This is a genomic window from Paenibacillus sp. Y916, from assembly GCF_056786435.1.
In genome coordinates, this window is the sequence record NZ_JBXCJA010000003.1 from 427,862 (window position 1) to 450,248 (window position 22,387).

At 43.8% G+C, this 22,387-nt stretch carries 23 protein-coding genes and 1 riboswitch; of the genes, 22 read left to right on the plus strand and 1 reads right to left on the minus strand.

Going from position 1 to position 22,387, the window contains the following annotated elements:
• Nucleotides 1-97 precede the first annotated feature (97 nt).
• The 4 genes from ychF (at nt 98) to AC1TO9_RS09975 (ending at nt 5,207) form a co-directional block, all read left to right on the plus strand.
• Nucleotides 98-1,198 carry a redox-regulated ATPase YchF gene (ychF, locus tag AC1TO9_RS09960; protein WP_482056525.1) on the plus strand — a complete coding sequence of 367 codons (1,101 nt, stop codon included), beginning with the start codon at nt 98-100 and terminating at the stop codon, nt 1,196-1,198.
• Between the two features lie 328 nt (nt 1,199-1,526).
• A complete protein-coding gene (gene prfA, locus AC1TO9_RS09965; RefSeq protein WP_482056526.1) occupies nt 1,527-2,594 on the plus strand; it encodes a peptide chain release factor 1 in 1,068 nt (355 codons plus the stop codon).
• A gap of 4 nt (nt 2,595-2,598) precedes the next feature.
• Nucleotides 2,599-3,633 (plus strand): HemK/PrmC family methyltransferase, encoded by a 1,035-nt coding sequence (locus AC1TO9_RS09970; RefSeq protein ID WP_482059050.1) that lies wholly within the window; start codon nt 2,599-2,601, stop codon nt 3,631-3,633.
• Nucleotides 3,634-4,007: 374 nt separating this feature from the next.
• A complete protein-coding gene (locus tag AC1TO9_RS09975) occupies nt 4,008-5,207 on the plus strand; it encodes an FtsW/RodA/SpoVE family cell cycle protein (RefSeq protein ID WP_482059051.1) in 1,200 nt (399 codons plus the stop codon).
• A 137-nt stretch (nt 5,208-5,344) separates the two neighbouring features.
• Here AC1TO9_RS09975 and AC1TO9_RS09980 read toward each other — a convergent pair whose 3' ends face one another.
• Nucleotides 5,345-5,512, minus strand: coding sequence for a hypothetical protein (locus AC1TO9_RS09980; RefSeq protein ID WP_482056529.1), 168 nt, complete (start codon nt 5,510-5,512; stop codon nt 5,345-5,347).
• 111 nt (nt 5,513-5,623) lie between these two features.
• Between AC1TO9_RS09980 and spoIIR the strand changes: the two genes are divergently transcribed.
• The 18 genes from spoIIR to atpD all read left to right on the plus strand — a co-directional run bounded on the left by spoIIR (nt 5,624) and on the right by atpD (nt 22,348).
• Entirely contained in the window at nt 5,624-6,298 is a 675-nt protein-coding gene (gene spoIIR, locus AC1TO9_RS09985) for a stage II sporulation protein R (RefSeq protein ID WP_482059150.1), read from the plus strand.
• A gap of 864 nt (nt 6,299-7,162) precedes the next feature.
• Nucleotides 7,163-8,374 (plus strand): L-threonylcarbamoyladenylate synthase, encoded by a 1,212-nt coding sequence (locus AC1TO9_RS09990; RefSeq protein WP_482059151.1) that lies wholly within the window; start codon nt 7,163-7,165, stop codon nt 8,372-8,374.
• A gap of 70 nt (nt 8,375-8,444) precedes the next feature.
• The gene (locus AC1TO9_RS09995) at nt 8,445-9,005 is read left to right on the plus strand and encodes a manganese efflux pump MntP (protein ID WP_482056531.1); all 561 of its coding nucleotides are present in this window, start codon (nt 8,445-8,447) and stop codon (nt 9,003-9,005) included.
• A gap of 73 nt (nt 9,006-9,078) precedes the next feature.
• Nucleotides 9,079-9,660: a low molecular weight protein arginine phosphatase gene (locus AC1TO9_RS10000; protein WP_482056532.1), complete on the plus strand. Its 582-nt coding sequence runs from the start codon at nt 9,079-9,081 to the stop codon at nt 9,658-9,660.
• 53 nt (nt 9,661-9,713) lie between these two features.
• Nucleotides 9,714-9,795, plus strand: a riboswitch (ZMP/ZTP riboswitch).
• 106 nt (nt 9,796-9,901) lie between these two features.
• The gene (gene rpiB, locus AC1TO9_RS10005; RefSeq protein ID WP_482059052.1) at nt 9,902-10,357 is read left to right on the plus strand and encodes a ribose 5-phosphate isomerase B; all 456 of its coding nucleotides are present in this window, start codon (nt 9,902-9,904) and stop codon (nt 10,355-10,357) included.
• Nucleotides 10,358-10,370: 13 nt separating this feature from the next.
• Nucleotides 10,371-10,979 (plus strand): TIGR01440 family protein, encoded by a 609-nt coding sequence (locus AC1TO9_RS10010; RefSeq protein ID WP_482056534.1) that lies wholly within the window; start codon nt 10,371-10,373, stop codon nt 10,977-10,979.
• Between the two features lie 253 nt (nt 10,980-11,232).
• The gene (locus AC1TO9_RS10015) at nt 11,233-12,480 is read left to right on the plus strand and encodes a serine hydroxymethyltransferase (protein WP_482056535.1); all 1,248 of its coding nucleotides are present in this window, start codon (nt 11,233-11,235) and stop codon (nt 12,478-12,480) included.
• Nucleotides 12,481-13,315: 835 nt separating this feature from the next.
• Complete coding sequence (gene upp, locus AC1TO9_RS10020) at nt 13,316-13,951, plus strand: uracil phosphoribosyltransferase (protein WP_482056536.1); 636 nt, start codon at nt 13,316-13,318, stop codon at nt 13,949-13,951.
• A gap of 125 nt (nt 13,952-14,076) precedes the next feature.
• A complete protein-coding gene (gene wecB, locus AC1TO9_RS10025) occupies nt 14,077-15,234 on the plus strand; it encodes a non-hydrolyzing UDP-N-acetylglucosamine 2-epimerase (RefSeq protein ID WP_482059053.1) in 1,158 nt (385 codons plus the stop codon).
• Between the two features lie 171 nt (nt 15,235-15,405).
• Nucleotides 15,406-15,639: an AtpZ/AtpI family protein gene (locus AC1TO9_RS10030; RefSeq protein WP_482056538.1), complete on the plus strand. Its 234-nt coding sequence runs from the start codon at nt 15,406-15,408 to the stop codon at nt 15,637-15,639.
• Nucleotides 15,632-16,006, plus strand: coding sequence for an ATP synthase subunit I (locus tag AC1TO9_RS10035; RefSeq protein ID WP_482056539.1), 375 nt, complete (start codon nt 15,632-15,634; stop codon nt 16,004-16,006). Before AC1TO9_RS10030 ends, AC1TO9_RS10035 begins: the two co-directional genes overlap by 8 nt.
• Before the next feature lie 29 nt (nt 16,007-16,035).
• On the plus strand, nt 16,036-16,797 hold the full coding sequence (gene atpB, locus AC1TO9_RS10040; protein ID WP_482056540.1) for a F0F1 ATP synthase subunit A: 762 nt from the start codon (nt 16,036-16,038) through the stop codon (nt 16,795-16,797).
• A 97-nt stretch (nt 16,798-16,894) separates the two neighbouring features.
• Entirely contained in the window at nt 16,895-17,107 is a 213-nt protein-coding gene (gene atpE, locus AC1TO9_RS10045; protein WP_482056541.1) for a F0F1 ATP synthase subunit C, read from the plus strand.
• A gap of 94 nt (nt 17,108-17,201) precedes the next feature.
• A complete protein-coding gene (gene atpF / locus AC1TO9_RS10050) occupies nt 17,202-17,690 on the plus strand; it encodes a F0F1 ATP synthase subunit B (protein WP_482056542.1) in 489 nt (162 codons plus the stop codon).
• Nucleotides 17,687-18,238: a F0F1 ATP synthase subunit delta gene (locus tag AC1TO9_RS10055; RefSeq protein ID WP_482056543.1), complete on the plus strand. Its 552-nt coding sequence runs from the start codon at nt 17,687-17,689 to the stop codon at nt 18,236-18,238. The genes atpF and AC1TO9_RS10055 overlap by 4 nt, the downstream gene beginning before the upstream one ends.
• 11 nt (nt 18,239-18,249) lie before the next feature.
• Nucleotides 18,250-19,764: a F0F1 ATP synthase subunit alpha gene (gene atpA, locus AC1TO9_RS10060; RefSeq protein ID WP_482056544.1), complete on the plus strand. Its 1,515-nt coding sequence runs from the start codon at nt 18,250-18,252 to the stop codon at nt 19,762-19,764.
• Between the two features lie 281 nt (nt 19,765-20,045).
• Nucleotides 20,046-20,906 carry an ATP synthase F1 subunit gamma gene (gene atpG / locus AC1TO9_RS10065; protein WP_482056545.1) on the plus strand — a complete coding sequence of 287 codons (861 nt, stop codon included), beginning with the start codon at nt 20,046-20,048 and terminating at the stop codon, nt 20,904-20,906.
• 41 nt (nt 20,907-20,947) lie between these two features.
• The gene (atpD, locus tag AC1TO9_RS10070; protein WP_482056546.1) at nt 20,948-22,348 is read left to right on the plus strand and encodes a F0F1 ATP synthase subunit beta; all 1,401 of its coding nucleotides are present in this window, start codon (nt 20,948-20,950) and stop codon (nt 22,346-22,348) included.
• Nucleotides 22,349-22,387: the final 39 nt, after the last annotated feature.

The following is a 22,387-nucleotide window of genomic DNA, read 5'->3' on the forward strand; positions in this document are numbered from 1 at the left end:
TAATCCTTGCCGGGTTAAGTGTTCTAATATATAATAGATAGGATTGAACCGTATAATATAGTAAGATCTATCACCTAAAATGGGAGTTGTCATATAAATGGTTTTAAGAGCCGGAATCGTCGGTTTACCGAACGTAGGAAAGTCCACGTTGTTTAATGCGATCACACAAGCAGGGGCAGAAGCTGCCAATTATCCTTTCTGTACGATCGATCCGAACGTTGGGGTTGTTGAAGTACCTGATGAGCGTTTGGATAAGTTGACTGAGTTAGTTGTGCCGAACAAGACGGTGCCTACGGCATTCGAATTTGTTGATATTGCTGGATTAGTGCGTGGTGCGAGCAAAGGCGAAGGGTTGGGTAATAAATTTCTAGCTCATATTCGTGAAGTGGATGCGATTGTACATGTGGTGAGATGTTTTGAAGATGAGAACGTGACGCATGTGGATGGAAAAATAAATCCAGTCAGCGATATCCAGACGATTAACCTGGAACTTATTCTTGCCGATCTTGAAAGTATTGAGAAGAAGATTGATCGTTCTCGTAAAAACATTAAGAACGGTGACAAGAAAGTTGCGCTAGAAGTTGAAGTGCTTGAACGTGTAAAAGAAGCACTTTATAACGATATGCCTGCGCGTAGTATTGAGCTTAGTGAAGATGATCTAGCGATTATTCGCGATCTTCATTTGCTGACACTTAAGCCTGTCCTGTATGCAGCGAATGTGAGTGAAGATGGCGTTGCGGATGCGGACAACAATCCGTATGTGCAGCAAGTGAAGGATTTCGCAGCAGCAGAGAACGCAGCAGTTGTGCCAATCAGTGCTAAAGTAGAATCGGAAATTGCCGAACTGGATGGCGAAGATAAGGAGATGTTCCTAGAAGAGCTAGGACTTTCGGAGTCTGGTCTTAATCTTCTGATCAAAGCAGCTTACCGCTTGCTAGGCTTGTATACGTATTTCACAGCAGGAGTTCAAGAGGTTCGTGCATGGACGATCATCAATGGGACGAAAGCGCCACAAGCAGCGGGTGTTATTCATACCGATTTCGAACGCGGATTTATTCGTGCAGAGGTAGTATCGTATGATGATCTTGTTGCCGCAGGATCTATGAATGGTGCTAAAGAGCGCGGCCAGCTTCGACTTGAAGGTAAGGAATACATCGTAAAAGATGGAGACGTTATGCATTTCCGTTTCAACGTATAGAACGTGTAGTGAATGATCTGAATAGATAGGAATAAGCTTACCGGCTTTGGGCTAGGTAAGCTTATTTGTTGTTTATATTGGATGTGTAGATAATGAAAAGTGGAAAGGAGAAGGCCGATGTAATGATTCATTTTGCAACTAAACCATTTTCCTAACGACATATCCTAGCGATATATACTCATTTACTAAAGGACGAAATTTATATATTATGTCTTAATTAGGGTATCTTGTAAGTGGGTGATTAAATATAGTTATTTTTTAAAAATTATGATAAAATAAAGAGTCGAAATAATAATCGGTGTATTTTAAATAGGAGAGGTGACCCCCAATGTTGGACAAATTACAATCCTTGGCGGACCGCTATGAAAAGCTGAGCGAACTGCTCTGTGATCCTAACGTTGCAAGTGATACTGCAAAGTTGCGGGAATATTCTAAAGAACAATCGGATTTGCAGCCTGCGTTTGAGGCTTTCACTGAATATAGAACCGTGACGGAAGAACTAGATGCTGCGAAGGCGATGCAATCAGAGAAGTTAGATGATGACATGCGTGAGATGGTCAAGATGGAAATTGATGAATTAGCATCTCGGCACGTCGAGTTAGATAGTCATATTCGTATCTTGCTATTACCGAAAGATCCGAATGATGATAAGAACGTCATTGTGGAAATTAGAGGTGCTGCGGGTGGAGATGAGGCGGCTTTGTTTGCTGCTGATCTTTATCGTATGTACACTCGTTACGCGGATGCACAGGGATGGCAAGTAGAGATTATGGATGTTAATAGCAATGATCTTGGCGGATTTAAAGAAGTGATCTTCTCCATTAACGGTCGTGGGGCATATAGCAAAATGAAATATGAAAGTGGCGCACATCGTGTGCAACGCATCCCAACGACAGAGTCGGGTGGACGGATTCATACATCGACATCGACTGTGGCAGTACTGCCAGAAGCGGAATCTTTTGAGATTGAAATTCTTGATAAAGATATTCGTGTAGATACATTCTGTTCTAGTGGTGCGGGTGGACAATCCGTTAATACGACCAAATCTGCTGTACGTGTGACACACATCCCTACGGGCATTGTGGCAACTTGCCAAGATGGTAAATCGCAGAACAAGAATAAAGAGTCGGCTCTTAAAGTACTACGTACCCGTATATCAGATACGAAGCGTCAGGAAGAAGAAGCGAAGTATGCTGGTGAACGTAAGGGGAAAGTGGGTACGGGGGATCGAAGTGAGCGGATTCGTACGTATAACTTCCCACAGAGCCGGGTAACTGATCACCGAATTGGACTGACCGTTCATAAGTTGGATCAGATCATGAATGGGGATATCGAAGATATTATTGCTGCTCTAAGTATTGCTGAACAGGCAGAAATGATGGATAAAGGGGAATAATGCTTTGAACAACGACGTATTTGTCATGACACCAAAGCTCAGTATACGGGAAGCCTTCGCGGAGGCTTCCTCTTTTTTCATAAATTGCGGCGTGATGGAGCCGCAAAGGAATGCCCAGCTTCTGCTGGAGCATGTGCTGGGCTTGTCTAGCACCGCCTATTACATGGCGTTGCCAGAGCCCTTCCCTGCAGCTGCTATAACTGCATGGGAAGACGCGGTCACCCGTAAAGCGGCAGGTGAACCCGCGCAATACATCATGGGCGAGCAGGAATTCTACGGCCTGCTCTTTGAAGTGACGCCGGCTGTGCTGATCCCTCGACCGGAGACCGAGCTGCTAGTCGAGGCCGTCCTGCAGCAGGCCGAGCGGCTGTGGCCTGGCCGCGCTACGCTAGCGGCGCCACAGCCAGGCAGCGATGCTGCCACGGCAGCCGTGCCGCCCGCTGCGCTGGGCGCGCTCGCCGCTGCTGGCGCCTCGCTCACGGCAGCGATGCTGCCAGCAGCGTCCGCCGAGCTCGCGCCGCTCGTAGCCGCGGACATCGGCACCGGCAGCGGTGCCATTGCCGTGACGCTCGCGGCGCATGCCCCTCGCTGGCGCGTATACGCCAGCGACATCTCGCCCGCGGCGCTACGCGTAGCCGCGGGCAATGCGGCACGGCATGCAGCAGCCGTTGCCTTCCGGGAAGGCAACCTGCTGGCGCCGTTTGCCGGGATGAAGTTGGACATATTGGTGTCCAACCCGCCCTATATACCGGCTGAAGATATCGCCGGTCTGCAGCGTGAGGTGCGCGACTTCGAACCGCGCCTCGCACTGGATGGAGGTGCGGATGGGTTGCTGCCCTACCGCATCATGATGGAGCAGATCGCGATGCTAGCCGCCCCGCCTCGGCTTATAGGCTTTGAATTGGGTATGGGACAAGCTGAAGAAGTTGCCGAGTTGCTGCGTCAAGCGGGACATTGGAATGAGATCATCATCGTTCCTGACCTTGCCGGAATTGAACGGCATGTACTCGGAGTTAATATAGAGTTGAAGATGGAATAGCTGCAGAAACTGCACTTATTTTGATGGAAAAGTAGAGGATACGTAGAATAGTTGCAAAAGTGCTACTTAAAGTAGGGGAATCCATGAAAAGTAGGGTTTTCGAGTAATCTAGATGTACCCTGTGCAACTAAATGTAGCGATAGGCGAGATTGGCCGAATTTAAGTGCGCTTTATGCAACTAACGGGTATTGTTACATTCGCATTCCGCCTACCAAAACAACTTGTTCACTTAGGACGCCGTAGTGCGCCTCTTTCATGATTCATGAATTTGGTTCAAGTAATCAATTGAATTAGGTACTGAACATCCTATACAATAGAAAGAAGTGCACTTTGGGGCACAATGGGCGGGAAGCCTTAGTACAGGAGGGCGACACATGCTTCAGAAGTTAAAAAAGATAGATTATATTATAGTGGCTGTCCTGATTGCCCTCATGGTGATTAGTATCTTGTCTTTATTTAGCGTGACTAATGGAAGAACTAGCACCGGCTTAGATGGACATCACATGAAGATGTTGATATTCTATGGTATTTCTTTTGTTGCCTTCATCATATTGGTATTTTTTGATTACAGAATTTTGATTAAATATGCCTGGGTCATTTTTTTACTTGGTTTGGTTTTACTTGGAGTAGCGAGTTATATAGGTGAAACGACGAACGGAGCAACGGGATGGATCAAAATTGGAGATAATCTTTCATTGCAACCGGCAGAGCTTTTCAAATTATGTTTAATCATTTTTTTAACCTACGTCCTTGTTCGTGTTAATAAGAATAAGTTATCCTTTTGGAGAAATGTTGTACCAATTAGTGTGATAGCCTTCATTCCATTTATTATCGTTATTGCACAGAACGATCTGGGGAATTCATTCAGTTATATTGTTATTCTCATTGGTCTGCTGTGGATTGGGAACATCAAGTTTTCTCATGCCTTGATTGGTGTAGTCATCATGATTGGAGCTCTCATTGGTGGCATTCAAGGATACATTCATTACCATGACGAGATCAAAGTATCACTGGAGTCCATTGATAAGGCTCACTGGGTGGAAAGACTTGATCCTTGGCTTGTTCCTGAGAAGGCAACGGCTAAAGCTAGTTACCATACAGACAATGCCAAGCTTGCTATTGCTTCTGGAGGAATGAGTGGAGAAGGGTATGCGAAAGGGACATCGGTTCAAACCGAACGTGTACCTTATACGTATTCTGATTCTATCTTTGTGCAAATTGCCGAGGAATTTGGCTTCGTTGGAGCATCGGTGTTGCTACTATTATATTTTGTAATGATTCATCGAATAATTCTGATCGCATTAGAATGTAGGGATCGTGCAGGACCCTATCTCATTGTGGGCGTCGTGGCCATGATGTTATATCAAATTTTCGTGAATATTGGTGCTTTTCTTGGAATCATGCCTTTAACTGGGATTACACTACCATTCATAAGTTACGGGGGAACATCACTGCTTATTAATATGGCTAGCATTGGCATCGTGATGAGTGTGCGAGTTCATGGGCAGGATACGGAAGAAGAAATGGTGGTTCAACCGTTGAGTTACTCTAATGTTACGAAGCAGAGAACGTAAGGCTACTCCAATACTAGAATGGACAATAGCCTTCGGTTCAGCGTTTATATTACGAACCCCTTTAAGTGGACACTCAAAGCACCCTCATACTTAGTTATGAAGGAACGAGTGAACTTGGAGGGGTATTTCTATGTGCACTACTCCTCCATAACATCAGCGAATAGATCGGCAATCGGGTTGTCCCCGCTTGTATGATTGCGTGCAACTTTGACTGCTTCGCCAATCATTTTTTTCACAGCTGGTCGTATTCTGGTTTGACTTTCCCTAAATGCTGCAACCCATTCCTTCCCGTTTAGTAGATTCATAGGTTTAGACTCTATCAGATCCGGACATGCTAACAAGTATGAACTGATAGAGAGGGGCCGGCTGCTGTGAAATGGAATGCGATACAGTGGAATGAGAAGAAAGCAGATGAACTGCGCTTATTGTTGAAGAATACAGCTATTATTTTTAGTATATTATTTATGCTTGTGATGTCATGGGATGGACAGCGTACAGATGCTTCAATTGTAGGAGGTTCGATTCCGCAGGAATCTATTCGGTTGCGCATTCTGGCCAATTCAGATTCGGTGGGTGACCAACTTGTCAAAAGAGAAATTAGAGATGCCATTGTTGCAGAGATGAACGGTTGGGTGGCAGAGTTGGAAGATCCGCAAGATCTGGATCAGGCGAGAGAAACCATTCAGAATCATATAGTAGACTTGAATATATTAGTGGGTAGAGAGTTGCGCAATCGAGGAATTAACTATTCTTATAACGTGGAGTTAGGCGTAGTTCCTTTCCCAACCAAAATGTACGGAGGTATGGTATACCCGGCAGGTGAATATGAAGCTTTGCGAGTTACCCTGGGTGAAGGAAGAGGTCAGAATTGGTGGTGTGTACTATTCCCTCCATTATGTTTCATTGATGCTGGAAGTGGTGATGCGGTAGCTCAATCCGAAGAAGGTTCGGTACAAGTAACTGGACCAGAAGGTTCTAATAGTTCGAACATAAAGCAAGTTTCGTCTACTGTCGAGCAAGATCCGGAAGTGCGCTTCTTTCTATGGGACTTTTTATGTGGAATCGTGGATTGGGTCAAAGGGTTATTCTAAATGAATAGAAATTCGCGCGAAAGTGCAGGTATTTCTTTCAAAAGGAACAATCTAGCGAGAGTGCCTACAATTGTGCAGGTATTTCATCCATAAGTGGTTGGAATCGTCTTTACAGCGGGAAAAGGATGTATTATCGCAGGCATCTCCCGCAACGGCTAGATCATGCGAAGAAAGGATGTACAATCGCAGGTTTTTCGCTACTAGCAGCTTGTGTCGGCTACCGCCGCGTATCCGCGCTCGCATGTATCAATACCTCACACCTGCTATTCAGCTTGTTATATTGTACGGCTCCCTTTCTCGTATCGGCCACCACTACGTGCACACTACAGCTGCTACCGTCGTGTGCCACGCCCCATTCCTCCTCTTTCCCTCCCCAAACGCGACTTATACAGATTTAACGGAAGCCACAGACCTTATGTTAGCAAAAACGCCACTTTTGTAATTTTAACGAAACTGAGCGACCTTATTTGGACCTTTTCTCCAAGTTGGGGTCGTTTATTCGCATATAGAGGCTTGCATTTCCGTTACAACTTCATACAGGTGCCTTTTCGCGGAATAGTGTCTGTGAGATCCGTTAAAAAGGCCGAAGTTACGATACGTTTACTGTATCAATTGAAATGTGAGATAATGTTGGAAGTTGCTTGCAATAACAAGCGATTTTTCGAAATATAAGAAATTATAAGTTTCACAGGATACTAAGATCCTTATATTTTCGATGAGACGGGTGCCTGAAAGTGATATGAAGTATCGCTAGCATCGGAAGCATAAGCTTATTGAAAAAAGGACGGCGAAGCCGTTTCTACTTGTGATGCTCACTATAACAAAAAGATGAAATTTATATAGAAAGCCTGGGATATAAAAATGATGCATAACTTTGATGACGGACTGGACAGCGTAATGCGGTGTGAGAAATTGGATACAGTCTATTGGAATGTAAGCTCTTTGTTAGAAGAGGGAGTAGGGTCGGATGACCAAGATACAGTAACTGGACAAGCGATAGAGGAAGCGGCAGCGCTCTTGCAACAAGGTGGAATCGTCGCCTTCCCAACCGAAACGGTTTATGGGCTAGGAGCAGACGCCCGTAGCACGGAAGCGGTAGAAGCGGTGTTCAATGCAAAAGGACGCCCTTCGGATAACCCGCTGATTGTTCATATTGCCGACCGTTCGCAATTAGCTGAGCTGATTACGGAAATTCCTCCTGTCGCGCTCGTCCTAATGGATCTGTACTGGCCCGGTCCACTTACGATTGTGCTTCCACTGCGATCTGATGTGCTTTCGCCTCGCGTTACTGCGGGTCTGGATACGGTTGGTATACGTATGCCTGATCATCCGATTGCACTAGCTTTGATTGCGGCAGCAGATTGTCCTATTGCTGCGCCCAGTGCAAACCGCTCGGGGCGACCTAGTCCTACACTCGCTTCGCATGTACAGGAAGACTTAGATGGTCGGATTGACGGAATCCTTGATGGTGGTCCAGCTGGAGTAGGTCTGGAATCTACCGTTGTGCGTACATTCGTAAGTGGGGAAATACATGTGCTACGACCTGGTGGAATTACGATCGAACAGCTCGCCTTGGCGGAGGGGGTCACCGTTATTACCGGAGGAGGAGCTCTTGTAGAAGCGCAGTCTGCTGTATCCCCAGAACTTCTGAAGGGAACGGCATATGTGAATGCTACTGAATCCGAGGCTCCGCGTTCCCCGGGGGTGAAGTACGCTCACTATGCACCACAGGGGGAGCTAACAATTGTACGAGGCATCTCGCCTGAGGTCGTCGTATCTCGAATTACAGCTTTATTGGATAGAGCTGTAGATGATGGAGTAATGACAGGTTTACTTTCTTTTGACGAACATATTCCAATGTATGATTTGGACTCCGCAATCCATGTTATTTCACTTGGGTCGCTAACTAATCCAGCTGAGGCAGCTCAGAAGCTATACGTTGCGCTACGGCTTTTTGATGAGTTAGGTGTCGCTTACATGCTAGCCGAGGCTTGTTCGGAAGAAGGGCTTGGCGAAGCGGTGATGAACCGACTTATTAAGGCCGCTGGAGGAAGAGTTATCGAGGTGGATATCTAACTTTTATCATGTTTTACTCCTTGTCCGCATATGGTTGTACAAAAGTACAATCGGATTTGGAGGCGTGTGTATGCTGGAAGCTACTGCCCACTGGGGTCAGTTAATTACGATATTTTTGATGGCAATTGCTCTAGGAATGGATGCTTTATCGCTAGGTGTGGGAATTGGCATCAGGGGGATTCGGTTGCTTCATGTGCTTAGAATTAGTTTGTTAATAGGACTTTTCCATGTGTTAATGCCCTTATTGGGGATATTTGCGGGACATTATATTAGCTCGCTGTTGGGAAGGGTTACGGGATATGCTGCGGGCGGGCTATTGTTGTTGCTTGGGGGACATATGATATTTAATTCTTATCGTAAAGGACATGCGAAAATAATAAATTATCGCGCATGGGGCGGAATGTTGCTGTTCTCGATTAGTGTGAGCATCGATTCGTTCTCGGTAGGAGTATCTCTAGGGATGTTCAAGAGTGATCTGTTATTGACGGTTCTCATATTCGGTGTTGTCGGAGGTCTGATGTCTATGTTGGGTCTTCTCCTCGGTAGAAGAGTGAGTCACAAACTGGGGGAACATGGAGAAGCTCTAGGCGGCGCGATATTGCTTGCATTTGGGCTTATGTTTATCTTCTGATGCATTCAAAGCATGATACAATGGTATAAGAGGTTATTTAATATGTAAGGACAGATTTGAAGGGGGTAACGAGTTGCGAATTCTATTTGTTTGTACAGGGAATACATGCCGCAGCCCGATGGCGGAAGCTCTTCTTCGGAAGCTGGCTAAGGAGCGTGGTCTTTCACTTGAGGTGAGTTCTGCGGGTGTGGCAGCGACAGAAGGGATGCCAATATCTAGACATGCAGAAGCGATACTACGTGACCATAATATAGATGATGTAATAACTTCGCAAGCGTTGGGGATAGATGTCATACTTGATTGTGATCTGATTCTGACCCTTACTCAATCGCATAAACAGCATGTTCTTCGGATATACCCAGAAGTTGTGGGTAAGATCTATACGTTGAAAGAATATGCGGAAGATGATGAGCAGGTACTTCGGGATCTGGATGAATTGGATAGTCTTTATGCGACGTTAACGATGAATAGGGCGTTGGGGAAATTGATTGAACATCGGGATCAAGAACGTCTAATTGAAATCCAACAGCGGATACCGAGCTTTGATGTATCTGATCCATATGGGGGTTCACGAGCAGATTATGATGTGGCAGCGGCAGAAATTCATACAGCAGTCGAGCGGATTGTAACTAAGCTTGCGGATCGGAGCAACTAGAACATCGTTGCATTTCATCCTCTTTTGTTTTATCATGAGAGCAGAAGAACAATCGGTTCCGATGTAACTGGCGACTCTGTGGATGAAACCACGATGGAGCATCGGGATATACGGCCGGTCGCCTGGGCACAAGAGCAATTCTACGGGAATCCCCGTAGACTGCTCTTTTTTCGTCTTTTGACTAAAAAGTAGGTTATAATGGTACAAGACAAAAGAGGGATAATAGGAGGTTTTTCAAGAGATGAAGATTGCATTAGGGACAGATCACGGTGGCGTTCGTTTGAAGCAGGACATCATTAATGTCATTCAGCAACTTGGACATGAAGTGGTGGACGTTGGATGCAATTGCACTGACTCAGTTGACTATCCAGATTACGCTCTTCCTGTATGTGAGATGGTTGTGGCGGGCGAAGTTGATCGGGGTATATTAGTATGTGGAACTGGAATCGGTATGAGTATTGCAGCTAATAAAGTAACTGGCATTCGTTGTGCACTTGTCCATGATGTATTCTCGGCGAAGGCAACACGTGAACATAATGATACGAATGTGTTGGCGCTTGGGGAACGTGTTATTGGACCTGGATTAGCTTGTGAGATCGTTAAAGAATGGCTTATAACGGAATTTAGTGGAGAAGAGCGCCATGTAAATCGTGTGAACAAAATCAAGCTTATTGAAGAGCGTAATCTGCACGTCTAAGGAGGTTATCTTCATGGATCAAGGGTCGCAATCCACAGGTACATCTCTTAAAGAACAAGTCGCACAAGTCATGCGTGAAATAGCGGAGGTTGCCCATCTAGGGCCGGGGAAGCTGCTCGTGGTAGGTGTGAGTACAAGTGAAGTGATAGGAAGTCATATTGGTACAGGTGGAGCCTTGGACATAGCGAATGAATTGCTTCTTGGTATTGAAGAGATTCGCGAAGAGATGGGATTCCATGTTGTGTTTCAGTGTTGCGAGCATTTGAATAGGTCATTAGTCATGGAGCGAACTCTTCTTGAGCAACTTCGTTTAACGGAGGTTGTTGCTGTGCCACATCCCCATGCGGGAGGTTCCATGGCATCTGCTGCATATCGAAGAATGTTACAGCCGTGCCTCGCTGAAAGTGTGGAGGCCCACGCTGGAATAGATATCGGTGAGACGATGATCGGGATGCATCTTCGACGTGTAGCTGTACCTTTTCGCCCAAGTATTCGGTATATAGGACAGGCACGTGTGAATGCTGCGTATACCCGTCCGAGGCTGATTGGTGGGGAACGAGCACAATATAGAATGGAAGAAGCTTCTTCCAGCCAACAAAGTAACTCAAATCTTTGTGATTAAGCATTACAAACTTAAAGAATATGCTTTTAGCTTACGCTCAAAAACTTAAAGTATATGCTTTCGATGTGAGTTTTTACGAAGATGAATTATGAGGTAACGCTCAAAAACATAAAGAGTTTGCTTCCGATGTGAGTTTTTTAGAAGCTAATCAGGAAGTTTACGCTCAAAAACTTAAAGTATATGCTTTCGATGTGAGTTTTTACGAAGACTATTCATGGGGTAACGCTCAAAAACTTTTAGGAGGAATATAAAAATGGAAAATTTACGTAGTTATGACCCAGCGGTATTAGAGGCTATGGACCTAGAATTGAAGCGCCAACGGAATAATATTGAACTGATCGCTTCTGAGAATATTGTGAGCGAAGCGGTTATGGAAGCGATGGGTTCCGTACTAACGAATAAATATGCAGAGGGATATCCGGGCAAAAGATTTTATGGCGGTTGTGAACGGGTTGATATTGTAGAAGATATCGCCCGTGATCGTGCGAAGGAATTGTTCGGTGCTGAGCATGTTAACGTTCAACCACACTCTGGTGCTCAAGCGAATATGGCTGTCTATACGGCTGTTCTAAATCCTGGAGACACAGTACTGGGTATGAATCTTGCTCATGGTGGACACTTGACTCATGGTAGTCCGGTTAACGCTTCAGGTCTATTGTATAATTTCATTCCTTATGGCGTACAAGAGGACTCTTTCCTAATTGATTATGACGAAGTTCGTAAGATCGCATTTAAACACCGTCCACGTTTAATTGTAGCGGGCGCAAGTGCTTACCCACGTACGATTGACTTTGAAGCACTAGCTTCTATTGCTAACGATGTAGGTGCGCTGTTCATGGTGGATATGGCTCATATTGCTGGATTGGTTGCGGGAGGGGTTCATCCTAGTCCGGTACCTCACGCACACTTTGTAACGACTACCACTCATAAAACACTTCGTGGTCCACGTGGTGGGATGATTATTTGTAAGAAACCATGGGCGCAAGCGATTGATAAAGCGGTATTCCCAGGAACGCAAGGCGGACCTTTGATGCATATTATCGCATCGAAGGCAGTTGCTTTTAAAGAAGCATTGGATCCATCATTTAAGATTTACGCTCAGAACGTAGTTAAGAATGCTAAGGTGTTGGCTGAGACGCTTGTTAACGAAGGCCTGAACGTCGTATCTGGTGGTACGGATAACCACTTGTTATTGATTGATACTCGCAGCCTGAACACTACGGGTAAAGTAGCTGAGAAGGTTCTAGATTCAATTGGAATCACAGTGAATAAGAATGCCATTCCATTCGATCCTACAAGTCCATTCGTGACTAGCGGTATTCGTCTTGGTACTCCAGCTGCGACTACGCGTGGTATGGATGAAAAGGCTATGGTAGAAATCGGTGAGATCATCGCTCTAACTCTGAAGAATCCAGAGAATGAAGCAATACTTGCTCAAGCGGCAGCAAGAGTGACTGCACTTACAGATCAATACCCTCTATATCCTGATTTGAAATATTAAGAATAAGCTATGGCATGCATAAAGCATAGTAGCTTTTGGTAGAATAATATAAGTGTGGAGTAGCCCCTTTTTGCACAAGAGGGGCTACTTTGCGTCTACTGGTACTAGAGGATCTGAATTGGACGGAAGTAGCCGAAGGGACTGGAGAGAAAGAATTCAGTAGAAGGTCGATCCGAAAGAGGGCGGGAGTCGAGTGACCGAAATCGCGCAATAGTGAAACCATAGAAGCGCAGAAACGTAGAATAGATAAACAGATAAACCCCAGAGCCACGTAATTCTGAAACGGCGCAAACCGTACGGAGGAATAGATGTGTAAACTGCATTTATTTGAGTAAGCAAGGCGTGGAAGCGAGGAATAGTTGTCAAAACTACAACTAAAAGTGGGAGAACGATGAAAAACGAGGGTTTCCAGTAATCTAGATGTACTCTATGCAACTAAAGTTAGTGTTGGAGGGATTTGTCCGAATCTAGATGTACTCCAAGCAACTAAAATTGGTATTAGAGGAATTGGCACGAGTCTACACGAGTCCAAGTATATATTATGCAAATATTCCCACCTCAAGTAAGGTGACGCTTCCTACAAGAGTATTGGAATCCCCACCTCAAGTATGCAGTCCCGCCTGTAAGAGTGCTGAAATTGTTGCTGTGGAAGGAGATAAACACCTACTGTAATAGTGTTTGGCATAATTATTCACACCTCCGTAACTAGAAGTTCAATCAATGTGGGTGCAAAATCATTTCGGAGAATGATATAATAAACAAAGTTTGTATACACTACTTCTATATTGATGTACATTTACAACATGAAAACAAACGAATGATCCGGAGGGGAACCATGGGAAAAGGAAAATTGGTGATTTGTGATCACCCTTTAATTCAACACAAGCTTACTTTCATCCGTGATGAGCAGACTACTACTAAAGACTTTAGGGAGCTAGTTGATGAAGTAGCAACACTAATGGCATACGAAATTACAAGAGATATTCCACTGGTAACCGTTACAGTAAAGACGCCAGTGGCTGAGACAGAAAGTCGCGTCATTTCAGGGCGTATGTTAGGGCTCGTTCCTATTCTACGTGCTGGATTGGGCATGCTAGATGGTGTTCTTAAATGTCTTCCAGCAGCTAAAGTGGGTCATATCGGTTTATTCCGCGATCCAGACACATTACAACCAGTAGAATACTACACGAAGCTTCCTACCGATGTTACGGAGCGCGAGTTGATTGTTATTGACCCGATGCTTGCAACAGGTGGATCTGCTATTGCAGCCATTGATGTGCTGAAGAAACGTGGATGTACTCAAATTAAGATGATGAATCTAATCGCTGCTCCGGAAGGGGTTAAGGCAGTACATGATGCTCATCCTGATGTAGATATTTATGTGGCTGCAATGGACGAGCGTTTGGATGAACTTGGTTATATTATCCCTGGACTAGGGGATGCTGGAGACCGTTTATACGGTACTAAGTAAGTTTTAGAGGAAGTTCAAAAAGTCATCTTTTGATCACGAAGAAACGCAGCAGCGTAAGCTTGCACTTTAGTGCTTAAAAGTCGACTTTTTGAACATGTACTTTTAGAAAAGAGGTATCTTTAACTATGAGTAAGATTAAAGTAATGACGATCTTCGGAGTTCGTCCTGAAGCGATTAAGATGGCACCGCTTATTCTTGAATTGCAGAAACACTCCGATCGAATTGAATCTATTGTCTGCGTAACAGCACAACATCGTCAAATGCTGGATCAGGTGTTGGAAGTATTCAAGATCCAACCTGATTACGATCTGGATGTTATGCAGGAAAGTCAGACATTGAATGAAATCTCAATTCGGGTATTAGCAGGGCTTGAGCCTGTACTTCGTGAGGTTAAACCGGATATTGTACTCGTTCACGGTGATACTTTGACGACCTTTCTAGCTAGTTACGCTGCATTTATGCAACAGATTCAAGTGGGACATGTGGAAGCCGGGCTGCGAACTTGGAACAAACAGTCCCCTTTCCCTGAGGAGATGAATCGCCAATTAACAGGGGTTCTTGCGGACCTTCATTTTTCTCCTACGAAATGGTCTGCAAATAACTTGCTTTCTGAAAACAAGTCAAAGTCAAGCATTTATATCACAGGCAATACCGTCACAGATGTGTTTAAATATACTGTACACCCCGAATATAATCATCCTGTGCTAGACTGGGCGTCAGGTAAGAAACTCATTTTAATGACGGCGCATCGCAGGGAATCCCAAGGCGAACCGCACCGTCATATTTTTCGTGCAGTGAAGAGGATTGCTGATGAATTCGAAGATGTTGTTATCTGCTATCCTGTGCATCCGAGTCCTGCAGTGATGGGCCCAGCACATGAGATTTTAGGGAATCATCCTCGGATTAAACTCATTGCACCGTTGGATGTGGTAGATTTCCACAACTTTTATCCTCATACCCATTTGATTCTGAGTGATTCGGGAGGATTGCAGGAAGAAGCACCATCCTTTGGCGTACCAGTACTTGTGCTTCGTGATACGACAGAACGTCCTGAAGGAATACAAGCGGGAACGCTTGAATTGGTAGGGACGGATGAGGAGAATGTGTATCAACGGACTAGAACCCTGTTAACAGATCAGAAGGTGTACGATGCCATGAGTAAGGCGACTAATCCATATGGAGATGGAAAAGTTTCAGAAAGAATTGTCAATGCGATTCTTCACAATTTCGGTTTGGAAAACGAACGCCCAGAAGAATTTCACACAATGTTCACAAATGAGTAAAAATGTGTTATTTTATAATGTGTAGGTTAGTGTACAGTAGAACTGTATGGTTTTAGCGGTGTTTATAGATTTATGAAGAGAAATTAGCTGCCTTTTTTCGCTTTAAAGCGATGAAAACGTTTGATTGACAAATCCTTAAAATATTCAGTAAAATAGGTTGGGATTAGTGTAATGGAGAACCCAAAACGTAATGATAATCCGTGGTTTATGGCACTTTACATAAGTGGAGCTGGTGGCTTACTTACAACGCATATTCTTATAGGTTTTTTTATAAGTAGATGGTTGATGGGATTGTGGGAAGGGCCTAAATATTGGATGGCGATCGGAAGTATTTCTGGGCTAGTTTTGGGAATCTCTAACATTATCGTTTTGATCAAAAAAATTTTGGGGGAAAAGAATGGATGATACCATTTCCATTGTAAGAACAGTCACTAGGTTATCTTTACTGATGATGTCAGCATTGTTAGTTGGATGGGCCTTAGTTCCTGAATATCGAACAGTCACAATGGGGATGGTCCTAGGTATAGTAGTCGGTCTGGTTAATACAGGCTATCTTTCGATGAAAATTCGTAATGCAGTTCAATCAATATCAAGCAATAAGAGACAATTTGGTCTAGGCTTTCTGACTCGAATAAGCTTTTCTATACTAGTAGTCATGTTTGCGATTAAGTTTGAGCATTTTTCTCTTGGAGCAACAATTGCTGGACTATTCATACCGCAGTTATTGACCATCCCTGTAGCAATATATGGAAGTGTAAGTAAGAAGAGCTAACATTTATCTGAAAGGAGGGGAACATTTTAATGCATGATTCACCGATTATTCTTGTGGGGGGACTACAACTCGATTTCTCTGCAATTATTATGCTCTTTGTGACCGCTGCCATCGTTTTTATACTCGCGATGCTCGGAGTGAGGAATCTTTCAGTCGAGAATCCTTCCAAGATACAGAATTTCGTGGAATGGATTGTGGAATTTGTTCAAGGGATTATTAATAAGGCAATGGATGAGAAGAAGGGCAGACCTTATCTAGCATTCGCGCTGACGTTATTTCTGTTCGTTTTAGTAGCCAATATATTAGGACTTCCCTTTATGATCGCTACAGAACATACCAGTCAAGACAACTTGTTCGGTTATGTAATTGAGGCTACTCGAAATTTGGCGCCGGGAGAACATGCTGAGATTGTCTGGTGGAAGTCTCCAACGGCAGACATCAATATTACTGCTGGACTTGCCCTAACGACCTTTTTCCTAATGAATTATTTAGGATTCAAAACAGATTGGAGACATTATTTGAAGCATTTCGTCAAGCCAACTCCGATTTTTCTGCCATTAAATATTATCGAGAATTTATCGAAACCATTTGCATTAGCGATACGTTTGTTCGCAAATATTTTTGCGGGTGAGGTACTCATTGGGGTTATTCTGAAACTTTCGATTGTATCCATTCCGTTTATGGCAATTTGGCAGGGATTCAGTGTATTTATAGGTGCGCTACAAGCATTTATATTTGTAATATTGACGATGGTGTATATCGCTCAAATGACGATTTATGAAGAGCATTAATTAACTTCGGTGAAGTAACTTCAGAGTGTCTGATTACTTTTACAGAAGATATTATAATTTACAAATACTAAGAAGATTTGAAGGAGGATATTTTATAATGGAATTTTTAGCAGCAGCAATCGCAGTAGGTGTAGGGGCAATAAGTGCAGGGTTTGGTAACGCAATAATCGTAAGTAAAACGGTAGAATCAATTGCTCGTCAACCAGAAGCTACGAGTGCATTGCAAACAACGATGTTTATCGGTGTAGGTATCGTAGAAGTTGTACCTTTGGCTGCAACGGTAATCGCGTTCTTGATTATATTTGCTTAATAAAAGACAGACGGTTTGGCGGGGAGGGCGATGTCATCCGCGCCTTCCTTTTGTTTAGAATCGCACTTCGCGCTAATGGAAAGGAGTGACATCATTGAATATTATATGGGAAAACATGCTATTGACAATTCTTTCATTCGTACTTCTTTATTGGCTATTAAGCAAATTTGCTTTCAGTAAGCTATTTGATGTCATGGAGAAGCGTCGTATGCTAGTCTTGAATCAGTTAGAAGATGCTAGAACGACACGTGAAGAGGCAACACAATATGTAGAAGATCAGAAGATCGCTCTTCAAGAGGCTCGCAAAGAGGCTTATGATATCGTAGAACTATCTAAGAAGACAAGTAATAAACAGGCTGAACAGATCCTTGAAGAAGCTAGCAATGCCGTGGTACGTCTGAAGTCTGAGGCTGTACGCGATATTGAAAGTGAAAAGGACAAGGCAGTGGAAGCATTGCGAAGCGAAATTGGTACTATTTCCGTACAAATTGCCTCGAAATTGCTGAATAAAGAAGTGAATATGGATAATACACAAGAACAACTCGTGGATCAATACCTCAAAGAGGTAGGGGACAAATCATGAGCCGCCATACGGTAGTTGCTAAACGGTATGCAAAGGCACTGTTCGAAGTGGCGTCATTGGAACAAGGAACGCTTGAAGTTGAACAGGAATTGAAGGCGATCGTAGGAGCCATTCAATCTAATGATGAGATTGAACGCTTCTTCACTACACCGAATATTTCCGATTCTGATAAATTGAATGCACTTAATAGTGCACTTCAGGGCAAGCTGTCACAATCCGTGATGAATACCGTGGAACTACTAGTGAAACGACGGAGAACTGATATATTACCTGACCTTTTAGCTAGCTACGTCAAGTTAAAGGGCGATAGCCTGGGAATGGCCGATGCGGATGTATATTCATCTTATGCGCTTAATGAGCATGAGAAAGAAGCGGTAGCGGCTGAATTTGGCCAGTTGTCGCATAAGTTGATTCGTGTGAACAATATAGTCGACAAGAGCCTGCTCGGGGGATTGAAGGTTGTTATCGGTGATACGCTGTATGACGGTAGTATATCGAGTAAGCTTGCACGTCTCGAAAAGTCATTTAATGACAAGCATAGTAGATAGGGGTGAAAATATTGAGTATCAAACCTGAAGAAATCAGTTCACTTATTAAAAGTCAAATTGAACAATATAAATCTGACATTGAAGTCGCTGAAGTAGGTACTGTCATTCAAGTAAGTGATGGTATTGCACGCGTGCATGGGCTTGAGAATGCTATGTCCGGTGAGCTTTTGGAATTCTCCAATGGTGTTGTCGGATTGGTACTCAACTTGGAAGAGAGTAACGTAGGTGTCGTTATTCTAGGCCGTTACACAGAGATTAAAGAGGGCGACCAAGTTAAACGTACGGGTCAAATTATGCAAGTTCCAGTGGGTGAAGCATTGCTAGGACGGGTTGTTAATGCGCTTGGCGAACCATTGGATGGTAAAGGACCCATTGCAGCAACAGAATTTCGTCCAGTAGAGAACAGCGCACCAGGCGTTATTGATCGTAAATCGGTTCATGAACCGATGCAAACGGGTATAAAAGCGATAGATGCGATGGTACCAATCGGACGTGGCCAACGGGAACTTATCATTGGAGATCGTCAAACAGGTAAAACCCAAATTGCTATTGATACCATTATTAACCAAAAGGGTAATGGCGTAAAATGTATTTATGTTGCTATTGGACAGAAGCAATCTACGGTTGCTCAAGTCGTAGAAACACTACGCCGCCATGGTGCATTAGAATATACAATTATTGTTACAGCAGCGGCATCAGAGCCGTCACCACTACTTTACATTGCACCTTATGCTGGTTGTGCGATGGGTGAATACTTCATGTATAAAGGTGAGCATGCGCTCATTATTTATGATGACTTAACGAAACAAGCGTCTGCTTATCGTGAGCTTTCCTTGTTACTTCGTCGCCCACCAGGTCGGGAAGCTTATCCAGGGGATGTGTTCTATCTTCATTCTCGCTTACTAGAACGTGCAGCTAAATTAAGTGATGCTTTGGGCGGAGGATCTTTGACGGCATTGCCGTTCATCGAGACGCAAGCTTCAGACGTATCTGCTTATATTCCAACGAACGTAATCTCGATTACAGATGGACAGATCTTTCTGGAATCAGAGTTGTTCTATTCGGGTCAACGCCCAGCAATTAACGTTGGTATTTCGGTATCCCGTGTAGGGGGTTCAGCACAAATCAAAGCGATGAAAAAAGTCGCAGGTAGTTTGAAGCTTGACCTTGCACAATATCGTGAGCTGCAAGCATTCTCCCAATTTGGATCGGATTTGGATAAGTCGACATTGGCACGTCTGAATCGCGGTGCTAGATTGATGGAAATTCTTAAGCAGGGTGTCAACGAGCCGCTCCAAGTTGAGCAACAGGTCATTAGCTTGTACTCAGCAGTAAGAGGTCATTTGGATGATATTCCGGTAGTAGATATCCGTCGTTTCGAGAAGGAATTCATAGCTTTTGTAGAAAGTAACAGACCTGAAATTCTTCAATCTATTACGGATACGAAGGACTTGGTTGCTGACAATGAGACTGCTTTGAAAGAGACTATTGAGACATTCAAAAAGGGATTCTCGGTATCAGTATAGACCATAGACCGGGCCGGGAGGCTCGGTATCACTATTTACAAGCTGAAATGGCTGGGCCGTTCTTCTGAAGAAGTTTATGCTTCCGATGCTAGCGATACTTCGTATCGCTTTAAGGTAACCATCTCTGCCGAAATATAAGAAATAGAGTATGAAGTGAAACTTGTACTTTCTTATATTTTAAAAATAACAAGGCTTACGATGCTAGTTTTGACTCCGTCAAAACTAAGTTAACGCTTACGATGCTAGTTTTGACTCCGTCAAAACTTTAAGGTGGTGAAAACATGGCAAGAGGATTACGTGATATCAAACGTCAAATCAAGAGTGTACAAAGCACCAAGCAAATCACGAAGGCAATGGAAATGGTAGCCGCTTCTAAGCTAAGAAGAGCGCAGGAGAAGGCAACCGCAGCCCGACCTTACGCGGAGAAGCTTAAAGAATTGGTGTTTAGTATTGCTTCTAGTTCGGAAGAAATTAGCCATCCGATGTTTGAGACGAGACCAGTCAAAAAAACAGGGTATTTAGTTATCACTTCAGATCGCGGTCTTGCGGGTGGATATAATACGAATATTCTGAAAAAAGTAATGACAACTATTGCTGAGAATCACAAGTCGAAGGATGAGTATGAAATATACGTCATAGGTCGAAAAGGACGTGAATATTTCCGCCGTAGGGAGCTTCCTATTGTCGATGAACTCATGGACTTGTCGGATACCCCTAGTTTCGCAGATATTAAATCCATCGCATATACAGCGGTTCAACGTTTTGAACGGGGCGATATTGATGAACTTCATATCTGCTATAATCGATTCATTAATGCTTTGACACAGATACCTGAAACGGTACAACTATTGCCAATGGAAACAGTTCATACAAATTCGGATACAGATCCGTACGAATACGAACCTTCTGCAAGTTTTGTTTTGGAAGTGCTTTTGCCTAAATATGCAGAGACACTAATCTTTGGTGCCCTGTTGGACGGAAAAGCAAGTGAATTGGGATCGAAGATGACGGCCATGGGTAGTGCGACTAAGAATGCTACCAAGATGATTGGTGATTTACAGTTGATTTATAACCGTGCCCGCCAAGCAGCGATTACGCAGGAAATTTCCGAGATTGTGGCAGGAGCAGACTCACAGTCTTAAGATTAATGGTTGAAGCATACTTGTAGGAGGGGAACAAAAAGATGAATAAAGGACGCGTAGTCAGCATTATGGGTGCGGTTGTTGACATTGAATTTGACAGAGGTCAACTGCCAGCAATCTACAATGCGATTAAGATTCAGACGGTCTTATCGGATAATAGATCGATTGACCTGACTTTGGAAGTATCTAATCATTTAGGTGACAATAGAGTACGTTGTATCGCCATGTCCAGTACAGATGGATTGGTACGTGGAACGGAAGCTCTAGATCTAGGAACTTCCATAACAGTACCTGTAGGTCCAGAAACATTGGGTCGTGTATTTAATGTATTGGGAGAGCCTATCGACCAAGTTGGTGAAGTTGTTACTGAAATTAAGAGACCTATCCACCGTGAAGCTCCTAAATATGATGAACTGTCAACGCAAGCTGAGATGCTTGAGACAGGAATCAAAGTAATCGACCTTCTCGCACCATATCAAAAGGGTGGTAAAATTGGACTCTTTGGTGGTGCCGGTGTTGGTAAAACAGTTGCTATTCAAGAATTAATTAACAATATCGCTCAAGAACATGGTGGTATTTCTGTGTTCGCGGGTGTTGGTGAACGTACACGTGAAGGTAATGACTTGTATCATGAAATGACGGAATCAGGCGTTATTAAGAAAACAGCGATGGTATTCGGTCAGATGAACGAGCCTCCAGGCGCACGTCTTCGTGTAGCGTTAACAGGACTAACAATGGCAGAATATTTCCGTGATGAAGAAGGCAAGGATGTTCTGTTGTTTATTGATAACATATTCCGTTTCACACAAGCAGGTTCCGAAGTGTCGGCACTACTTGGTCGTATGCCATCAGCGGTTGGTTATCAACCAACATTGGCGACAGAAATGGGTCAATTACAAGAACGTATTACTTCTACGAAGAAAGGTTCAGTTACTTCCATTCAAGCCATTTACGTACCTGCGGATGACTATACAGATCCAGCTCCAGCTACGACATTTGCTCACTTGGATGCAACAACGAACTTGGAACGTAAAATTTCGGAAATGGGGATTTATCCAGCGGTAGATCCATTAGCATCCAGTTCACGGATTCTAGCTCCAGAAATTGTAGGTGAAGAACATTACAACGTAGCCCAAGGTGTGAAACAGATTCTAGCTCGTTATAATGAGCTTCAAGATATTATCGCCATTCTGGGTATGGATGAATTGGGTGAAGACGATAAAATAATCGTTTCTCGTGCACGTAGAATTCAACGTTTCTTGTCTCAACCATTCCACGTGGCTGAACAGTTCACCGGGTTCGCAGGTAAATATGTTCCTGTTAAAGACACTATTCGTAGCTTTAAGGAAATTCTCGAAGGTAAGCATGACCATCTTCCAGAGTTAGCATTCCTTTACGTAGGATCGATTGAAGAAGCAGTTGAAAAAGCGAAGACACTTTAAGCTGCATATGCTTTCGTAGTAAGCTATTCTTCGAATAGC